Source organism: Paraburkholderia sp. IW21 (assembly GCF_041321145.1).
In the GTDB taxonomy this organism is placed as follows: Bacteria; Pseudomonadota; Gammaproteobacteria; order Burkholderiales; family Burkholderiaceae; genus Paraburkholderia.
The window spans coordinates 436797-453823 of record NZ_JBGGWA010000001.1 but is presented as its reverse complement, the minus strand read 5'-3'; the positions used below and the strand labels follow the sequence as shown (position 1 = coordinate 453823).

Annotated in this window: 16 protein-coding genes; 13 read left to right on the top strand and 3 right to left on the bottom strand. The window is 57.1% G+C overall.

Translation table 11 applies throughout. The annotated features are described in order from the left end of the window. Nucleotides 1-54 precede the first annotated feature (54 nt). Entirely contained in the window at nucleotides 55-1194 is a 1140-nt protein-coding gene (locus tag ACAX43_RS02070) for a glycosyltransferase (RefSeq protein ID WP_370706751.1), read from the top strand. Between the two features lie 83 nt (nucleotides 1195-1277). Here the strand turns inward: ACAX43_RS02070 and ACAX43_RS02065 are convergent, their stop codons facing one another. Next, nucleotides 1278-2186: a glycosyltransferase family 2 protein gene (locus ACAX43_RS02065; RefSeq protein ID WP_370706750.1), complete on the bottom strand. Its 909-nt coding sequence runs from the start codon at nucleotides 2184-2186 to the stop codon at nucleotides 1278-1280. A gap of 428 nt (nucleotides 2187-2614) precedes the next feature. Between ACAX43_RS02065 and ACAX43_RS02060 the strand changes: the two genes are divergently transcribed. From ACAX43_RS02060 to ACAX43_RS02045, 4 genes are all read left to right on the top strand, one after another. Then, entirely contained in the window at nucleotides 2615-3832 is a 1218-nt protein-coding gene (locus ACAX43_RS02060; protein WP_370706749.1) for a glycosyltransferase family 4 protein, read from the top strand. A gap of 191 nt (nucleotides 3833-4023) precedes the next feature. Further along, nucleotides 4024-5187 carry a glycosyltransferase gene (locus tag ACAX43_RS02055; protein WP_370706748.1) on the top strand — a complete coding sequence of 388 codons (1164 nt, stop codon included), beginning with the start codon at nucleotides 4024-4026 and terminating at the stop codon, nucleotides 5185-5187. A 134-nt stretch (nucleotides 5188-5321) separates the two neighbouring features. Further along, nucleotides 5322-5786 carry a methyltransferase domain-containing protein gene (locus ACAX43_RS02050; RefSeq protein ID WP_370706747.1) on the top strand — a complete coding sequence of 155 codons (465 nt, stop codon included), beginning with the start codon at nucleotides 5322-5324 and terminating at the stop codon, nucleotides 5784-5786. A gap of 112 nt (nucleotides 5787-5898) precedes the next feature. After that, on the top strand, nucleotides 5899-6543 hold the full coding sequence (locus ACAX43_RS02045) for a YdcF family protein (protein WP_370706746.1): 645 nt from the start codon (nucleotides 5899-5901) through the stop codon (nucleotides 6541-6543). 203 nt (nucleotides 6544-6746) lie between these two features. Here the strand turns inward: ACAX43_RS02045 and ACAX43_RS02040 are convergent, their stop codons facing one another. Further along, nucleotides 6747-6890: a hypothetical protein gene (locus ACAX43_RS02040; RefSeq protein ID WP_370706745.1), complete on the bottom strand. Its 144-nt coding sequence runs from the start codon at nucleotides 6888-6890 to the stop codon at nucleotides 6747-6749. A 265-nt stretch (nucleotides 6891-7155) separates the two neighbouring features. Between ACAX43_RS02040 and ACAX43_RS02035 the strand changes: the two genes are divergently transcribed. Further along, nucleotides 7156-8829 carry an electron transfer flavoprotein-ubiquinone oxidoreductase gene (locus tag ACAX43_RS02035; RefSeq protein WP_370706744.1) on the top strand — a complete coding sequence of 558 codons (1674 nt, stop codon included), beginning with the start codon at nucleotides 7156-7158 and terminating at the stop codon, nucleotides 8827-8829. Between the two features lie 55 nt (nucleotides 8830-8884). Here the strand turns inward: ACAX43_RS02035 and ACAX43_RS02030 are convergent, their stop codons facing one another. Continuing rightward, nucleotides 8885-9910, bottom strand: coding sequence for a LysR family transcriptional regulator (locus ACAX43_RS02030; RefSeq protein ID WP_370706743.1), 1026 nt, complete (start codon nucleotides 9908-9910; stop codon nucleotides 8885-8887). 217 nt (nucleotides 9911-10127) lie between these two features. Here ACAX43_RS02030 and ACAX43_RS02025 point away from each other — a divergent pair, with 217 nt between their 5' ends. The 7 genes from ACAX43_RS02025 (at nucleotide 10128) to ACAX43_RS01995 (ending at nucleotide 16993) form a co-directional block, all read left to right on the top strand. Then, on the top strand, nucleotides 10128-11129 hold the full coding sequence (locus ACAX43_RS02025; protein WP_370706742.1) for a LysR family transcriptional regulator: 1002 nt from the start codon (nucleotides 10128-10130) through the stop codon (nucleotides 11127-11129). 165 nt (nucleotides 11130-11294) lie between these two features. Next, nucleotides 11295-12302 carry an ABC transporter substrate-binding protein gene (locus ACAX43_RS02020; protein WP_370706741.1) on the top strand — a complete coding sequence of 336 codons (1008 nt, stop codon included), beginning with the start codon at nucleotides 11295-11297 and terminating at the stop codon, nucleotides 12300-12302. Between the two features lie 7 nt (nucleotides 12303-12309). Further along, nucleotides 12310-13083: an ABC transporter permease gene (locus ACAX43_RS02015; protein ID WP_370706740.1), complete on the top strand. Its 774-nt coding sequence runs from the start codon at nucleotides 12310-12312 to the stop codon at nucleotides 13081-13083. Nucleotides 13084-13091: 8 nt separating this feature from the next. Then, complete coding sequence (locus ACAX43_RS02010) at nucleotides 13092-13853, top strand: ABC transporter ATP-binding protein (protein ID WP_370706739.1); 762 nt, start codon at nucleotides 13092-13094, stop codon at nucleotides 13851-13853. 232 nt (nucleotides 13854-14085) lie between these two features. After that, on the top strand, nucleotides 14086-15273 hold the full coding sequence (locus tag ACAX43_RS02005) for an NAD(P)/FAD-dependent oxidoreductase (RefSeq protein WP_370706738.1): 1188 nt from the start codon (nucleotides 14086-14088) through the stop codon (nucleotides 15271-15273). A 40-nt stretch (nucleotides 15274-15313) separates the two neighbouring features. Beyond that, nucleotides 15314-16063, top strand: a complete 750-nt coding sequence (locus ACAX43_RS02000; RefSeq protein ID WP_370706737.1) for an electron transfer flavoprotein subunit beta/FixA family protein — start codon at nucleotides 15314-15316, stop codon at nucleotides 16061-16063. Continuing rightward, complete coding sequence (locus ACAX43_RS01995) at nucleotides 16064-16993, top strand: electron transfer flavoprotein subunit alpha/FixB family protein (RefSeq protein ID WP_370706736.1); 930 nt, start codon at nucleotides 16064-16066, stop codon at nucleotides 16991-16993. Nucleotides 16994-17027 lie beyond the last annotated feature (34 nt).

Genomic DNA, 17027 nt, shown 5'->3' with positions numbered 1-17027 from the left:
GTAGTAGCAAGAGAGATATTCCGTTCTGCTTAAATGACGCGCTGGAGACCCTGTATGTTCAATGTCGCGATCGCCTTCACCACCTCTTTTCTGGCGACTTGGCTTGTCGTACATTATGGCGCCGAGCATTGCCGCTTCTTCCTGGATCTCGACTTGGGGGGCGTGCAGAAGAACCATGCGGTGGCGGTCCCACGCGTCGGGGGCGCTGCAATCTTCGTCGCGTCGATAGTCACCGTCGCGTCATCGGTATTCCTGGACACATCGCCAACCGCGCAGGCTCTATTGCTGCTGACCTGTTCAATACCCGCGTTTGGCAGCGGCCTCGTCGAGGACCTCACCAAGCGTGTTAGCCCACGGGCAAGACTTCTGTGTTCGTTCGGCGCGGCGCTGGCTGGCTGCTGGGCACTAGGCGCCGTCGCCACCCGCGTGGATTCCCCTATCATCGACAATCTGTTGCGTCTTGCGCCAATTGGTATCGGTTTCACTGTGATTGCTGTTGCGGGGCTGACAAACGCAATCAACATAATTGATGGCCTTAATGGACTTGCATCGGTTATAGCGCTTTTGATTTTTGCGTCAATTGGCCACGTCGCATATGACGTAGGCGACTTTCTGGTTGCAAGTTTCTCGCTTACGATGATTGGCGCAATCGCCGGATTCCTTGTCTGGAATTTTCCGAACGCCCAGGTTTTTCTCGGTGACGGTGGCGCTTATTTTATCGGCTTTGTTATCGCTGAACTTCTCATACTACTTATCATTCGACATCCGCAAATCAGCGCATGGTATGCACTTGTCGCCATTTATCCGGTCTTCGAGACGCTCTTCTCCGTTTACCGAAGAAGGCTCGTCCGCGGGAGATCGGCAGGCATGCCCGACGGGCTCCATCTGCATACGCTCATCTATAAGCGTATCGCACGCAGGGGAGGCACGCCGAGCGACGCACTGCGCCACACTCGCCGAAATTCGTTGGCGTCTGTTTATTTATGGTTGCTTGGCCTCCTCAGCATCGCTCCAGCGACTTTCTTCTGGCATTCGCCTTACGTGCTGGGCGCGACAGCACTCGCGTTCGTCGTAGTGTACGTATGGCTCTACGCTTCAATCGTCAGATTCAAAACGCCGCGTTGGCTCATCCTCAGTAATTCTCCGGCGCTCCCCACTGCGCACCCAGAAAGCCAACGGTCGACGCTGAAATAGACCAGAAATGGATTGGCGGCCTTATTGTCACGAACGGCACTTCGGTTTCGCCATCAACCCAGGTAGAAGACGTGACGATCGCGTCATATCTTTGTTCTTGCGAGTTCCTTCCGGAACTTGTGTTTCCAGTACGCGTACAGCGCGATCCCAAGCGGTGTCTGGATTGCGACAAAGAAAGGCGCTTTGCTTGAGGCGATGAGATCAGGCAGCGATTTCCCGGCAAAAAAGCCATAGGCAACGTAACGCCAAGCCATCGGCGAACGGACCTTTAGGCGAACCTGATCCGAGAGGAACCATTTAACGCTTTCGATTGCGCCGTTGGGGCACCGCACCATCAGCGATTTCCCCGAACGCGTCAGGCCGGCTTCCAGATAATTTGAAACGTAGATGATCTCATTGACATGAACCATTGTGTACCGCAGTCCGATGCGTGCCCACACCGCATCCTCCGCGAGAAACCTTTCACCTTCAAATTCCGGAAAGCGGAACTGCTTCAGGATGTCCGTTCTGTAAACCTCAGCTTTGTCACCAGACACGGCACGGTTGAATCGCATTTCCAGATACGACGATATTTCAAAATCCTTAGGAAAGGTCTTGCCCAGCGGAACGTTCACGCTCGTTCCGCGCAGGAAGCTGATCCCCGAACGATCGGGCGCTGCGAATTCCCGCCAGACCGACGCGATGCGGGACACCGCTACGTCCGTCACGTAATCGTCGCTATCGACGATAAAGATCAACGTGGAATCCGCCGCCTCGACGCCAACGTTGACAGCCGTGTGTTTGCCGCCGTTCTCCTTGCGAATATATCGAATCGATATTGCCGATTCCGCGATGAACCGCGCACAGATCGCCGGGGTTCCGTCGGTACTGCCGTCGTCCACAATCAGCCACTCGAAGTCGCCGTGCGACTGCGCCTTGAGGCTTTCATGAAGTCGAGGCAAATACTCGGCCCGGTTGAAAGTGGGTGTAATGATGGTCAATAGTTTGCGCATGGTTTATTCCGGAAAAAACTCAATTGACCCATCGAGTGGACGTAGGACGCGCGATCACGGAGCAAGATATGAGTTTCCTGAAACGCCTCATTCATGGCGCGCAGGCGAAAGAAAGATCGCGCTTGATGACCGACGACAGTCCGCCACTCAGTTCCGCACACGGACTTACCTTCCCGCTAAAACATTAAGCGTACTTAGCATCATGCGTCAAGGTAACTTTGTGCGAATAGTCACGCGAGTCATAGTCTCCGCCAGCCAGCGACGTTCGACCTTTCTTCAGAATCCGCATCGCTCTATCGCTGACGGCGTGCGTGGGTCTGCGCACATACACCAACACGATTGCCGGATAGTTCTTGACGGCACCGAACTACCTAATCGCAGCAGCATCCGGCGCTCGAACACCATTTCGTCATAAGGTTAGCAATACTATGGACACACTTGCAGATCGACCGGAAAAGTCTTCAGGAAAGGTGATCCTGTTCTCTAACACAGATTGGTATCTCTACAACTTCCGCCTCCCGTTGGCCCTGCGGCTTCGCGAAGACGGACACGAAGTGGTGTTTATTTCACCACCTGGCCAATACGCCAGCAAACTGCAAGATCTCGGCTTTCGGTGGCATGGCGTGCCCATGCGTCGTCGCAGTCTCAACCCTGTCCGCGAGCTTCTGCTGGTCGCCTGGCTTGCCCGCTTCTTCAGCAGGGAACGCCCCGCCGTCGTGCACGGATTCACGATCAAAGGCGCGGTATATGGGTCATTGGCCGCGAAACTCGCTGGCGTTCCCGTCAGAGTCAATTCCATCGACGGACTAGGCTACGTATTCACGAGCAACCAATTCAGAGCACGCCTACTGCGCCCCTTAGTGCGCCGGGTCATGCGATCTGCCTTCAACGGGCGATCAAGTGCAGTCATCCTGCAAAATGCCGATGACATTGCACTCTTCAAGGAAGCGAGGATTGGTGGCGACAGGACGCTCAAACTCATCCGGGGTGTCGGTGTAAATTGCGCACGCTTTATTCCACGGCGCGAATCAGATTCGCGGCCCACTGCACCGCTGCGGGTTCTATTGGCCGCTCGCCTGATATGGGAAAAAGGCATAGCGGAATATGTCGAGGCCGCCCAATTGTTGAAAGAAGAGAACAGATCGATCAAGTTCTTTCTTGCCGGCTCGCCTGACGAGGGGAATCCCGCAGCGGTCAGCAAAGTGCTGGTCGAAAGCTGGGTGCGGCATGGATTGGTCGAATGGCTGGGGCACGTGAGTGACATGCCGGCGCTGTTATCTGAAATAGACGTTGTCGTGCTGCCGAGTTACTACCGCGAGGGACTTCCTACCACGTTGGTCGAGGGCGCGGCCTGCGCGTTACCGCTCGTCACCACCGATTCTCCCGGTTGCCGCGAAGTGGTCAGTTGCAACGGGACCGATGGCTTGACAGTGCCGGTGCGAGATAGCCGCTCGCTGGCCAATGCAATCCGGCTGCTCGATGACGACCGTGCGTTGTGCCGCCGGCTCGGCCTCGCCGCCAGAGAAAAAGCACTCAGGGAATTCGACGAAACTGTGGTTCTCGAAAAGATATTGACCGTGTACGACGAACTCGGATTGGAGGCCACGGTCGCAGGACGTCCCCATTACACCAGCACGGGAAGGTAAATCAAGCACACGCCAAACGTCCAGACGAAGGACGTACCGTGCGGTGACGCAATTATGAGGATGCAATTGTGAATGAGAGACGAATCAGTTCTGCAGTGCATGCGGGCGATGCCGTATCGCAAGCTGGCCGAGAATGCTCAGTCACGGGCCAAAGCGTTGCTGCCGCGGGCCATGCACGATCGGGACCGCCAATGAGAATTGTCCACATCATTTCAGGGCTCAGCGTCGGTGGCGCGGAGATGATGCTCTACCGTATGATCCAGTCAGCACAGAAAGACGGAACGGAGCACACCGTCATATCACTTTCATCCGTGGACATGATAGGCGACAGGATTCGTTCGCTTGGCGTTGACGTACGGCTACTCGGAATGCAACGGGGACTCCCCAATCCTTTTCTGATCTTGAAACTGATCCGATGGCTAGTGGACCTTCGTCCGGATATTGTGCAGACATGGATGTACCACGCGGACCTTTTCGGCGGCGTAGCGGCATGTCTTACCCGTGCAATCCTGAAGTGGCGCATCCCATCCGGGAACCGGCTGCGCCTGGTCTGGGGTGTCCATCAGACCGAGTTTCCAGCCATTTCGAACAACCGCAAGCTTGGGGCGGTTGCCAAGTGCTGCGCACTGCTGTCTTCTCGTGTGCCGGATACGATCGTATGTTGCGCCGAAGCTGCTATGCGTACGCACATCGGCGGAGGATATTGCAGGCGACGCATGCAAGTCATCTACAACGGTTTCGATGTCGATCTCTTCAAACCGGGAAGACGGGACGAGGACCCGCTTCGTAAGTTGTTGTCTCTCGATATGCACACACCTATTGTGGGGATCGTCGGACGGGACGACCCCGCCAAGGACTATGGAAATTTCGTGGCGGCAATCGCAAAGGTTTCGCCGCAATGGCCGGGTTGCCACTTTGTCATGATCGGAAAAGGTCTGGACGAGAACAACACCGCATTGCGATCGCTAATCGAGCAAGCAGGCGTGGCGCGTGTGTGTCATCTGGTGGGTCCGCGCAGTGATCTACATGACCTTATTCCGGGATTCGATCTGTTTTGTCTCTCGTCGCGCAGTGAAGGATTGCCAACCGTAGTCGGCGAAGCAATGGCGTGTGGTGTGCCGTGCGTGGCGACAGATGTTGGAGATACCAGATTGCTGGTGGGAGAAACCGGGCGTCTTGTTGAGAAGTCCGATCCCGACGCGTTGGCCACTGCTCTACTCTCGATGCTAGGCCTTCCTGCCGAACGTCGGCAACGGCTAGGCCTGCTGGCTAGAGAAAGAATCGAGACTCATTTTTCGATTACGGCCAGTTGGCTTCAGTACAAGCGCGCATACACTTCAGAGACGCAAACATAAGTGATCGCATGTGCGAACGCTCAGCGGACACGACAAGATACTCATTATTCTGGCCCACGTTTCTTCATCGTTTCGCGGTTGTATGGTTTGTTTTAGATTAGTCGCGTGAACGATGTCTATGTAATGAGGACTTCATGAAAGACGTACAAGATGGGTTCGGTTATAACGAAAGACTGTTTTCTGGCGGGATCCGCAGCTATCTCCACTTCGCGCGCTTTAAGTGGGTGTCGAGCCAGATACAGAAGCAGAGTATCTCCGCCGATACCGTGCTGAAACTCGGCTGTTTTGACGGCAAGCCAATCGACTTTCTCCCCGCCGAGCCGACGCGTTATGTCGGATATGACGCTAACTGGGAAGTTGGTCTCTACATAGCACGCGAAAGATGGGGCACACACCCGGACTTGACCTTCAAGGAGGTTTCTACCCCAGATCAGATGAATCTACATCTTACTGATCGCTTTGACATCGCTGTCTCAATGGAGACACTCGAGCATGTTCCACCCGCTTTGATCGACGGCTATCTGGAGCAGATAGCGCTTCACCTCGACGGATATCTGTTGGTTACTGTTTTAACTCCGCGCGGGGGACCTGAAGAATAGTCGCGAAATTGGCGGCATCGAGTAAGTCTCGGCGCGTATATAAGTAGCCCAAACTAAAAATATGGCCCATCTTTCTTTGACTCGCCGTACTCCAGCATCACGCAGCCGGGTGATGACATCTTTCAGCCTCATGCTCGGCGTCGCGTGGGTAATAGGTTCTGGCGTCTGGAGCATTCTCTCCGGCGCGCGCGCGACATACGACGAACCTTCGTTCGGCCAGCGCAACGCCATTGTGCTACTGAGCGCCGGTGCGGAACGCAACGGGCCTCATAGCCCGCTCGTTCCGACGTACGACGCCATATTTCGGATTCGAAAAGCCGCCGCGGACTACATTGTCTGCAAAGAGGCTCACCATGTCTGCATGGTTATTGTCAGTGGCGGCGACCCCAACGACCACGGTATTGCCGACGCGGACGTATATGTGTCGCCACTCACGGCACTTGGGGTCAGCGCGGCGGACGTCATTCTAGAAAAACGAAGTCGCACTACGTACGAAAACGCCAAGTATGTCAAACCTTTGCTGCAAAAGGGCCGCTATGACTGCGTCGTGCTTATTACTTCGTCTTATCACATGCGCCGTGCGGACCTCACCTTCAATCGGCTAGGCATCGAGGTAAGACCGGACGCGGCCTACGCGGACGCCGCGGTACTCTCGCTGCTGCCGCGAAGAATCAATTACCGTGTTGCGTGGCGCGCGCTTCACGAATTCGCCGGTATTGTGCAATTGCGTATCTACAATTGGGCGGGCTTCTGGTGACTCGGAAATGCTCGGCAACGGTCCTTAACGGCAGCACTGGTTGGACAAGCCTCAAGGGAAGAACCCGGCGGAGTGGACCACGCGGCGTGAACCTTGTGCGGCTATGGAGATTGAAGTGATCTCACGATCCGCCGTATCACGCGAGGCTCCGGTGAAGCACGGTCTAACGGGCATATACATCCCATGGCTTACGCAAACACAGGCTATAGCGACTGAACCGCGCGCAACGAGGCTTCAACCATGTCTTGCAAGAGCGGCTGCACTTTGGCCGCACGTGCTTCGTCGTAGTTGAACGGAGAAGCTTCGTTCATGTACGTCGACCCGGCGATCAGGATGAGAGAATGCATTGGTTAAACATAAGTTTGCGTAATACAAATTAGCGGCGCCCAATGGTTTCTTAGAATTCGTTTCGCTGCCACCCAGAGGGGCACATGAGCCACGACGATTTCGTCGGCATCGGTGCTCCGGCAGCGCATGTCAGCGCTGGCAGCAAGAGTCGATGATGGCCCACCTGGAATACTGGCTTGCGAGGCCGGCGCTGAGTCTCATCGCCCAGCTACGAAACCGCGGTCAATTGCAATCGCACCGCTTGCGGACCGTTAAGAAAAAACTATGGCGAAAAATATATTGATCGAACAATACGGTCCACGCGAGTCGATGGAATACGATGTGGTGATCGTCGGCGGCGGCCCGGCCGGCCTGTCCGCGGCGATCCGCCTGAAGCAGCTGGCGGCGGAAAAAGGCGTCGAGCTCGGCGTGTGCGTACTGGAAAAAGGCTCGGAGATCGGGGCTCATATCCTGTCGGGCGCGGTGATGGATCCGCGCGCCATCACCGAGCTGATCCCCGACTGGAAGGAAAAAGGCGCGCCGCTGACGGTCGACGTGACCGAAGACCGCTTCCTGTTCCTGACCGGAACCGGTTCGAAGAGCGTGCCGACCTGGGCGCTGCCGGACAACTTCAAGAACCACGGCAACTACGTGATCAGCCTCGCGAACGTGACGCGCTGGCTCGGTCAGCAGGCGGAAGCCGCGGGTGTCGAGATTTTCCCGGGCTTTCCGGCCGCTGAAATCCTCTACAACGACGACGGCTCGGTCAAAGGTGTTGCCACCGGCAACCTGGGCATCGGCAAGGACGGCGAGCCGACCGAAAACTTCCAGCTCGGCATGGAGCTGCACGCGAAGTACACGTTGTTCTGCGAAGGCGCGCGTGGACATCTGGGCCGTCAACTGAACGACAGGTTCAAACTGCGCGAAGGCGTCGATCCGCAGGTCTACGGCATCGGCATCAAGGAACTGTGGGAAATCGATCCGGGCAAGCACAAGCCGGGTCTGGTGATGCATACGGCCGGCTGGCCTCTGCAGAGCGACACGTACGGCGGCTCGTTCCTCTATCACATGGATAACAACCAGGTGGTGGTGGGCTTCGTGGTCGGCCTTGGCTACACCAACCCGTACCTGTCGCCGTTCGAGGAGTTCCAGCGCTACAAGACGCATCCGGCGATCCGCGCGTTTCTGGACGGCGGCAAGCGCGTGTCGTATGGCGCGCGGGCGATTACCGCGGGCGGCCTGATGTCGTTGCCGAAGCTCGTGTTCCCGGGTGGCGCGCTGGTGGGCGACGACGCGGGCTTCCTGAACGCGTCGCGGATCAAGGGTTCGCACGCGGCGATCAAGACCGGCATGCTGGCTGCCGATGCGGCATTCGATGCCGTGCAGGCGGGCCGTCAGGCGGATGAGCTAACGGCGTATCCGGAGTCGTTCAAGACTTCGTGGCTGCACACGGAATTGCATCGTGCGCGCAATTTCAAGCAGTGGATGAGCAAGGGCCTGTACCTCGGGACGTTGATGGTCGGCGTCGAGCAGAAGCTGCTGGGCGGCAACGTGCCCTGGACGCTGCATCATCAGCACTCCGATCACGAGATGCTCAAGCCTGCTTCGCAGTGCCAGCCGATTACGTATCCGAAGCCGGATGGGAAGCTGACATTTGATCGACTGTCGTCGGTGTTCATTTCCAACACCAATCATGAAGAGAACCAGCCGGCTCACCTGACGCTGAAAGATCCTTCGGTGCCGGTGAATGTGAACTGGCAGACGTATGCCGGTCCGGAAGCGCGTTATTGCCCGGCCGCGGTGTATGAGTTCGTGAAGAACGACGATGGCAGCGAGCGGCTGGTGATCAACGCGCAGAATTGCGTCCACTGCAAGACGTGCGATATCAAGGACCCGACCCAGAACATCGTTTGGGTGACGCCAGAGGGTGGCGGCGGTCCCAACTATCCGAATATGTGACACTGCTGCAGGCCTAACACGATCAGGCTACACCGCACACGCGCCTGCATAAGTATTAGCGCGGCACCGAATCGCTAATCGGCTCGTCCACCGGAAGACACACCTCTTCCAATTTCAACGACAGGGCCTTCGCGATATCGTAAGAGACCTGTCGTTCAAATGTACGGCGGACCAGATCGAATAAGCCGGCAGGCAAATTTCCAAGTTCGTTTTCCCGGAATGCAAGGAAAAACGAACGACTCAATTGCGGGTAAGGACGACCATGGCGTGAAAAAGCCGAAAGTGGGACGACTCGCACTTCCGGGATGTAATGTCGGGATTGCCAGATGCACAGCGGCGTAGTCAAAGCGAAGCCCAGACCGGCTGCGACGAGACTCAGCATGGGGTCGGTCGCATCGAATTCGCACGTACGCTCAATATTCTCGAAGTTTGCCGCCAGGTAGGCATCAATGTGCTGTCCGATGACAGAACGAGAGCTATAGCGGATAAATTGCAGATGTCGGCTCAGATCGGCGAGGGTCGTAAAATGGTCGACTTCACAATTCCGCGGTAAAACGACGAAGTAAGGCTCTGAAAACAACTTCTGGCGGCGAATACCGGGGGACTGTGAAAAACCATTGGTTGTCACCGCCATATCCAACTGGCGCGCCTCAAGCTGACTATCCAGTGTGGGCGTAATGCCGGACCACAATCTGATCTGGTGCGAAGTCCCGGCCAGCGCTTTGATGATGATGGGGCCAATGGTGGCGGCGAAGGAATCGACACACCCGAGCCGTACGACGACACGCTTCGCCCTCGTCACGTTGCGAACGCTCTCAACCATCTGGTCGGCGCCCTGCAGCAGGACTATCGCGTGCTCGAACAGGCGCTGCCCTGCAGCCGTAGGCCGTGCTGGACGGGTTGTCCGATCGAGAAGCGCGGTACCGAGAGTCGTTTCCAGAGCCTTGATGCGCTGAGACACGCCAGCTTGCGAAATCGATAGACGACTGGCGGCGTCCGATATGGAACCTGCCTCCACAACTGCCACCCAACTCACAAGGAGGTCCCAGTCAGGGTACTGTTCGGGTGCGTTCTCTTTCATGTTTGGAGGCGATTTGACAGCCGAATATAACATGGCCAACGCCGCCCTTTCGCCTCCTGGCCGACCATCGCCCCAGTCTGCACGGGGTCGCGCCAAGTCGTAACTCGCCGAAATGACCACCTGCTCGGCATAAGGGATTCTTATGCTCCAAACAACCACACGTTGGATTGCGGACTAAACGCCGACGCTTTGGCAGCATCGTGACAGGGGGTTAGCCATGCGAACGTCAAATAGTTCTGTCGATCTGCGCGCGCTTCACGCATTCGTTGCGGTATGTGAGACGAAGTCGATGACCGAGGCGGCACGTATCCTCGGCGTTTCACAAAGCGCTGTCAGCCAACTCATTGCCGCGCTCGAGCGTGACCAAGGCGTCTCTTTGTTTGACCGCGACTTCCGACCGGTACGACCGAATGCGGCAGGACGTGTCCTCTTCGAACAGGCAGGAGATCTGCTCGAGCACGCGCAAGCGGTCGCACAGAACGTACGCGCCGCGGCAAAGGCCGGCGTGGCAGGTCTTCGCATCGGATGCGTAGACTCATACGCCGCGGCTGTAGGGCCGCACCTTGTGCGAAGCCTTTCCGACCGTGTGCAGGATTTATCTTTGTGGTCCGGTCTCACGCCGATTCTCAGCGAACAACTGGCAAACCGCGAGCTGGATCTCGCCATCTGTACGGAAGCCGCGCTTGATCCAAAGCGCGTCGCGTTGCGGCCACTGTTTTCGGAGTGCCTGGTCGCGGCTGTCCCCAACCGCGCTACTGGGCAAAAAAAGTATCGCGACATCCGGGATGCGCTCTCTGACTTGCCGCTACTTCGCTACACTGGGAGATCGGTCATCGGGCAGCAGATCGAAAGACTCATCACCCACCTGAATATCTACGCGCCAAGACGTTACGAGTTCGACGACACCGACCCGTTGTTGAGCCTTGTTGCGGCTGGCGTCGGGTGTGCCGTGACGTCTCCGCTCTGCCTGTGGCAATCGCGCTGTCATCTAGCCGACATCTCAGTCGTGCCGATTGCCCCAACCCGCCTCGGCCATCGACACTTCTTCCTCATGACGCGCCAGGGGGAATGGTCGGACATAGCAGAAGCGGTGGCTCACGAGTCGGTACAAATCGTCCGCGATACGCTCACACCGCTCCTCCACGCAGCGCTTCCATCGTTGCCGGCGAAAATCTTCGACTCGTACACCACATGCTTCGAAGCCGTGGGAAGCAGATAGAAATCACGAAATCTGACCTAAAGAATAAGACTTCCTTATTCGGGGTCGTGTCTTTTTTTCCTTCCCCTTTTTGTCACTAACATACGCTCGACCGTCTGCGGCTACCCGATACCAAGTTGGGGATTTCGCAGCTTCCACGTTGGCCCTAACACCGGACTACTGACTATGAACAAGCGACGCGAATTTCTCAAACAAGCCTCACTGCTGGCAGCGGCCGGCACCCTCACCAGCGTTTCCTCGCTGGTAAAGGCGGCAACCGTCGTGACCTACGGCGGCTCGACATGGCTCGGCCACTACTCAGCCTACGTCGCCATGAAAACAGGCATGCTCTCGAAGCTCGGGATCGACTGCCGGTGGCAGTCGTTCTCCACCTCGTCCGCACGCATGGGTGCCGTCATGGCCGGCAATGTGGACATCGCGGTTACAGGCGTCGTGTCCGCCCTCGCTCTAATGGCAAATGGCGCGAAACAGTTCGAGCTCATTTCGACGCCTAACAATTTCGGCAAAGCGGAAGGTCTGCTCGTTCACGACGATGTGAAAAGCATTAAAGACCTGAAGGGCAAAAAAATCGGCGTTACCTATGCATCGAGCTCGCATGTCCTGCTTCTCGACGTCCTGAAACAGGCGCAAATGGACCCGGTCCGCGATGTGAGCATTATCAATCTGCCAGCGACCGAGCTGTTAGCGGCATACCGGGGCAACCAGATTGACGCCGCGGTTGCATGGACGCCGACATTCGACCGCATCAAAGCGTTGCCGAATACCAAGCTGCTCCTCGACGACTCGTCATTCTCGCTGTTCAAGACATACCAGATTACCCCCGGTCCGGATGTACTCCTCGTCCGGAGAGCCTTTGCGAGCGCCCATTCCGACGTGCCGAAAAACTTTCTGCGAGGCATCTCGCAAGCCAACGAATTGATGACCCATTCGCCCGAGGACGCAGCCAAAATTCTCGTGGAATTGACAGGACTCCCGCTTCCCGAGCAGCTCGCAATCGTCAAACAAACGCAGTGGTACACACTGGATCAACAGCGTGCGCTCTTTGTGCAGAAGGGAGGACAACCGGGGAGTTTCGTGGAAGGCATGCAGAAGCTAAGCGAAATGTTGGTTTCATTGAAAGAAATCGATCAGGCGCCAAAGGTTCAGGATTGGGTCCAGTCCAGTTACCTGTGAGTTGAGCATGGCAAATCAAGGAAAATGGAAAACGAGCGGAAGTCTGCTGGTAGTGAGCGCGTGTTCGCTTATCGGATTCATTGCTCTCTGGGAAGTTGTCTGCCGCGTCGGACTTGTCGACCCGATATTCTTGCCCGCCCCTTCGCAGGTGCTGAGCCGTGGTATCCGATTGTGGAATCAACATAGCCTCCTCGTGAACGTCATTGCGTCTACCCGGCGTGTCATGGTCGGCTTTCTCGCGGCCGCGTTTGTATCGATACCGCTTGGCATCGCGCTCGGGACCTCGCGGTACGCACGAGCCGCGTTCGATCCGCTGCTTTCGTTCCTTCGTCCACTGCCCTCGATGAGCTGGATACCGCTGTCGCTTTTGTGGTTCGGCATTACCGAAACCCAAAAGTACAGCATCGTGTTCATGGGCTCGTTCGCACCGGCCCTGCTCTACGTCATCGACGCAACGCGGAACATCGATCCGATCTTCGTGCGAGCCGCACGCAACCTTGGCGCGAACCGGTGGCAGGTAATGCGTGAAGTAATCCTGCCGGGCTGCATGCCGCAGATCCTGTCGGGCATGAAGGTCATACTGGGTCTCTCCTGGACCTGTGTCATATCTGCCGAGCTGGTGGCCGCACAAGATGGTCTAGGGTTCATGATCATGAACGGTAAGGAGTTCTTCCAGACGGACACTGTCGTGCTGGGGATGGTCCTTATAAGCATCACTGTCCTCGTGACGGATGCGCTGTTTCGACTTATCGAGCGCGGGGTACTTTCGTGGCAAAAGTAAACGAACCGATGATCAAACTGGAGGGCGTCGGCAAATCCTTTGGTCAGTTGAAAGTTCTACAGGCAGTGGACCTCGAAGTCGCTCGGGGCGAATTCCTCGTCCTGTTGGGTGCATCGGGCTGCGGTAAGTCGACGATGCTCAACATGATTTCCGGTTTCGAGCATCCTACCGAAGGCCGCATCCTGGTGAACGGTCGTGTTGTCAAGGATGTCGAGCCAGCTTGCGGAATGGTGTTCCAGCAGTACGCCCTCTTCCCGTGGAAAACCGTCAGCGAAAACGTCGAGTTCGGCTTGAAGATGCGAGGCGTCGGCAAAACGGAACGTCGCAATACCGCTCGCCAATTCATCGAAGCCGTTGGGCTAAAAGGCTTTGAAGACAGCTATCCGAGCACCCTGTCCGGCGGTATGAAGCAGCGTGTCTCAATCGCTCGCGTGCTTGCAAATGACCCTGACGTCATGCTCTTTGACGAGCCCTTCGCCGCATTGGACGCGATGACCCGGCAAGTTCTGCAGGAACAGCTCTTTTCGATTTATGAAAAGAGCGGCAAGACTATCGTGTTCATCACACACTCGATTGATGAAGCACTCATGCTGTCGACACGAATGATTGTCATGGGAGCGAAGCCCGGCCGAATCGTTCAGGACATCAAGAACGAACTGCCACTGCCGCGCACTGCAGAAGTTCAACTTTCGCCCAACTACCTGGAGTTGAAGAAATCAATCTGGAAGACGGTTCAGGTCGAAGTGATGAAAGGACTGGAAAGCCGCTGAGTCCCACGCGCGACGGAGAGCCGTCAACCTGCGGCCGGTCTTACCTATCCCGGCTGATAGCGCAGGCGGTACTTTGCCGTGCGCCAGAGCGCGGCTTCCCCTCTGAACTTGCATGAAACTCCTTGGCCGGTGACATCTGCTTCTGCTAAAAATCGCTTTCACTTATATTGAGCCACATTAGCTTTTGACGCTTCACACTTCTCTCACAACGTGTACAAGAGGAAGCGGAATCGTGAAAAGGTATGACGTGGTTGTGATTGGCGCGGGAGTTATCGGCAGCTCGGTAGCTTTCCAATTGTCGAAGCTGGGCGCGAAGAACGTCCTCGTCCTCGACCGGGGAACGATCGGTGCGGGAACGACTTCGCAGTCGTCGGGCATTCTTCGCACCCACTACTCGGTTAAAGAGAACGTGGAACTCGCACGCAAGTCGTGGGAGGTGTTCAACAACTTCGCGTCCTACGTCGAAGACGAAGACGCATCCTGCGGTCTGGTGAAATGCGGGTACATGATTGTCGCCTCCGAGGGCGATAAGCTCGAACCGCTGCGGGCTTCCCTGAATCAACAGAAGGACCAGGGCATCCCTCTTGAGCTGCTTGACGCGAACCAGGCGAAAGAACTCTTACCCATCGCCCGATTTGACGATGCCGCGCTCATCGGCTATGAGCCCGAAGCTGGATTCGCCGACGCCTATCTTGTCGCGACGAGCTTTGCACGTTCAGCGCGGCGTGGCGGTGTGACGATCCGCGAGAACGTGACCGTCAACAAGCTGCTCATCGAGAACGGCAAAGTGGTAGGCGTCTCGACGAGCGCGGGTGACTTCATGACCTCGACGGTCATCAGCACTCAAAACATCTGGACGCCGGAACTCGCGGGCTGGACAGGACAGTCGCTACCTGTCATGCCGGAGCGGCACGCAGTCCTCGCACTCGAGTGCGACGCGGCGAAGTACACCTTCTCCATGCCTGTATTCAAAGACCTCGCCTCGCGCGGCATGCTGTACTACCGCAGCTACGGCGGCAGCCAGATGCTGGTCAGCGAAGGCATTGCGGGCGAAAAGCTTAACGCGGTCGAAACCGAGCAAGGCGACATACCAATGGACTATATCGTCGAGGTCGGGGAACAGGTTGCCGAGCGCTTTCCCGAGTATGAAACCGCAGGCATCGCATCATCGTGGACCGGTGTGTACGACGTCACGCCCGATTGGAACCCGGTTCTCGGGAAGCTGCCGGGCATCGAAGGCCTTGTCGTGGGCTATGGATTCTCGGGCCACGGTTTCAAGCTGTCCCCCACAGTCGGCCGCGTGCTCGCGCAGGAGGCGCTGGGCCTACCCACCGACGTGTCGCTCAAGCCCTATTCCATCGAGCGCTTCGCGACCGGCGCGCTGCTGACTGGCAAATACGGCGTGGGCGCAGTGTCCTGAACCATCGGCCGCACGATAGCCAGATTCTGAGGAAGATGAGATGAAAGTTGTTGCAGCCGTCAAACGCGTAGTGGACTACAACGTTAAGGTTCGCGTTAAATCGGACCAGAGCGGCGTGGACATTGGAAACGTCAAGATGTCGATGAATCCATTCGACGAAATAGCGGTAGAAGCAGCTACCCGCCTCAAGGAAGCCGGCACGGCAACCGAAGTGATAGCTGTGTCTTGCGGCCTGTCCTCCAGCCAGGAAACACTTCGCACAGCGCTTGCGATCGGTGCCGACCGCGGCATTCTCGTCGAGACAGACGCGGAGCTTCAACCGCTCGCCGTCGCGAAGCTGCTCAAGGCGGTAATCGACAAGGAACAACCCCAGCTCGTTATTCTCGGCAAGCAGGCAATCGATGACGACGCCGGCCAAACCGGTCAACTACTGGCAGCCCTTCTGGACTGGCCCCAGGCGACGTTTGCAAGCAACATCGAGATCGACGGCAGCATCGCCACGGTGACGCGCGAAGTCGACGGCGGCCTGGAAGTCATTTCGATGCAGTTGCCCGCCATCGTAACGACGGACTTGCGTCTAAACGAGCCGCGCTACGTCACGCTGCCGAACATTATGAAGGCAAAGAAAAAACCGCTTGAGACGATCACGTCGTCGGACCTTGGCGTCGATCCCTCACCTCGCCTTAAGACGCTCAAGGTTGTCGAGCCGCCATCGCGCAAGGCCGGCGTGATCGTTCCGGATGTCGCGACACTCGTCGAGAAACTGAAAACCGAAGCGAAGGTAATTTAAATGACAACGCTGGTTATTGCCGAACACGACAACACCCAACTGAAAAGCGCCACATTTCACACCGTATCCGCTGCTCAAAGCTTGTCAAATGGCGTTCACGTTCTGGTTGCGGGTAGCAACGCGCGGCCCGCGGCCGACGCCGCAAGCAGGATAAGCGGCGTGGACAAGGTCATCCTCGTCGACGCACCGCATCTCGCCGATGGCCTGGCAGAGAATGTGGCAGCACAGGTTCTAGCATTATCGGGCGGCTACTCGCACCTCTTCTTCCCAGCGACGGCAGCGGGCAAGAACACCGCGCCGCGTGTTGCAGCAAAGCTCGATGCGTCGCAGATTTCCGATGTCATCGCGATCGACTCGGCAGATTCGTTTCAGCGTCCCATCTACGCAGGCAACGCAATCGCAACCGTGCAGTCCCTGGATCAGATCAAGGTCGCCACTATCCGAACGACCGCATTCGCGGCGGCCAGCACCGAGGGCGGTAGCGCATCAATCGAGAACGTGCCGGCGACTGCTGATACGGGCCTATCACGCTTCGTGCGCCGTGAAGTCGCCACAAGCGACCGGCCCGAATTAACCGCCGCGCGCGTCGTCGTATCGGGCGGCCGCGGCTTGGGCAGCGCGGATAACTTCGCCATCCTCGACCCGCTCGCGGAAAAACTCGGTGCGGCAGTCGGCGCGTCTCGTGCAGCAGTCGACTCTGGTTACGCGCCCAACGATTGGCAGGTCGGTCAAACGGGGAAAATCGTTGCACCGGAGCTTTACATTGCGGTTGGCATCTCGGGCGCCATTCAGCACCTGGCCGGGATGAAGGACTCAAAGGTCATCGTCGCCGTGAACAAGGATGCGGATGCACCGATCTTCGGAATCGCTGATTACGGGCTGGTGGGTGATCTCTTCGATCTGGTTCCGGCCTTGGCGGAATTGCTGTAAAGCAGCGGAGGCTACCGGTTTCATCAGAACTTTG

Coding starts and splice junctions, on each gene's coding strand:
- ACAX43_RS02070 (WP_370706751.1), top strand. CDS start 55: ATGTTCAATGTCGCGATCGCCTTCACCACCTCTTTTCTGGCGACTTGG.
- ACAX43_RS02065 (WP_370706750.1), bottom strand. CDS start 2,186: ATGCGCAAACTATTGACCATCATTACACCCACTTTCAACCGGGCCGAG.
- ACAX43_RS02060 (WP_370706749.1), top strand. CDS start 2,615: ATGGACACACTTGCAGATCGACCGGAAAAGTCTTCAGGAAAGGTGATC.
- ACAX43_RS02055 (WP_370706748.1), top strand. CDS start 4,024: ATGAGAATTGTCCACATCATTTCAGGGCTCAGCGTCGGTGGCGCGGAG.
- ACAX43_RS02050 (WP_370706747.1), top strand. CDS start 5,322: ATGAAAGACGTACAAGATGGGTTCGGTTATAACGAAAGACTGTTTTCT.
- ACAX43_RS02045 (WP_370706746.1), top strand. CDS start 5,899: ATGACATCTTTCAGCCTCATGCTCGGCGTCGCGTGGGTAATAGGTTCT.
- ACAX43_RS02040 (WP_370706745.1), bottom strand. CDS start 6,890: ATGCATTCTCTCATCCTGATCGCCGGGTCGACGTACATGAACGAAGCT.
- ACAX43_RS02035 (WP_370706744.1), top strand. CDS start 7,156: ATGGCGAAAAATATATTGATCGAACAATACGGTCCACGCGAGTCGATG.
- ACAX43_RS02030 (WP_370706743.1), bottom strand. CDS start 9,910: ATGAAAGAGAACGCACCCGAACAGTACCCTGACTGGGACCTCCTTGTG.
- ACAX43_RS02025 (WP_370706742.1), top strand. CDS start 10,128: ATGCGAACGTCAAATAGTTCTGTCGATCTGCGCGCGCTTCACGCATTC.
- ACAX43_RS02020 (WP_370706741.1), top strand. CDS start 11,295: ATGAACAAGCGACGCGAATTTCTCAAACAAGCCTCACTGCTGGCAGCG.
- ACAX43_RS02015 (WP_370706740.1), top strand. CDS start 12,310: ATGGCAAATCAAGGAAAATGGAAAACGAGCGGAAGTCTGCTGGTAGTG.
- ACAX43_RS02010 (WP_370706739.1), top strand. CDS start 13,092: ATGATCAAACTGGAGGGCGTCGGCAAATCCTTTGGTCAGTTGAAAGTT.
- ACAX43_RS02000 (WP_370706737.1), top strand. CDS start 15,314: ATGAAAGTTGTTGCAGCCGTCAAACGCGTAGTGGACTACAACGTTAAG.
- ACAX43_RS01995 (WP_370706736.1), top strand. CDS start 16,064: ATGACAACGCTGGTTATTGCCGAACACGACAACACCCAACTGAAAAGC.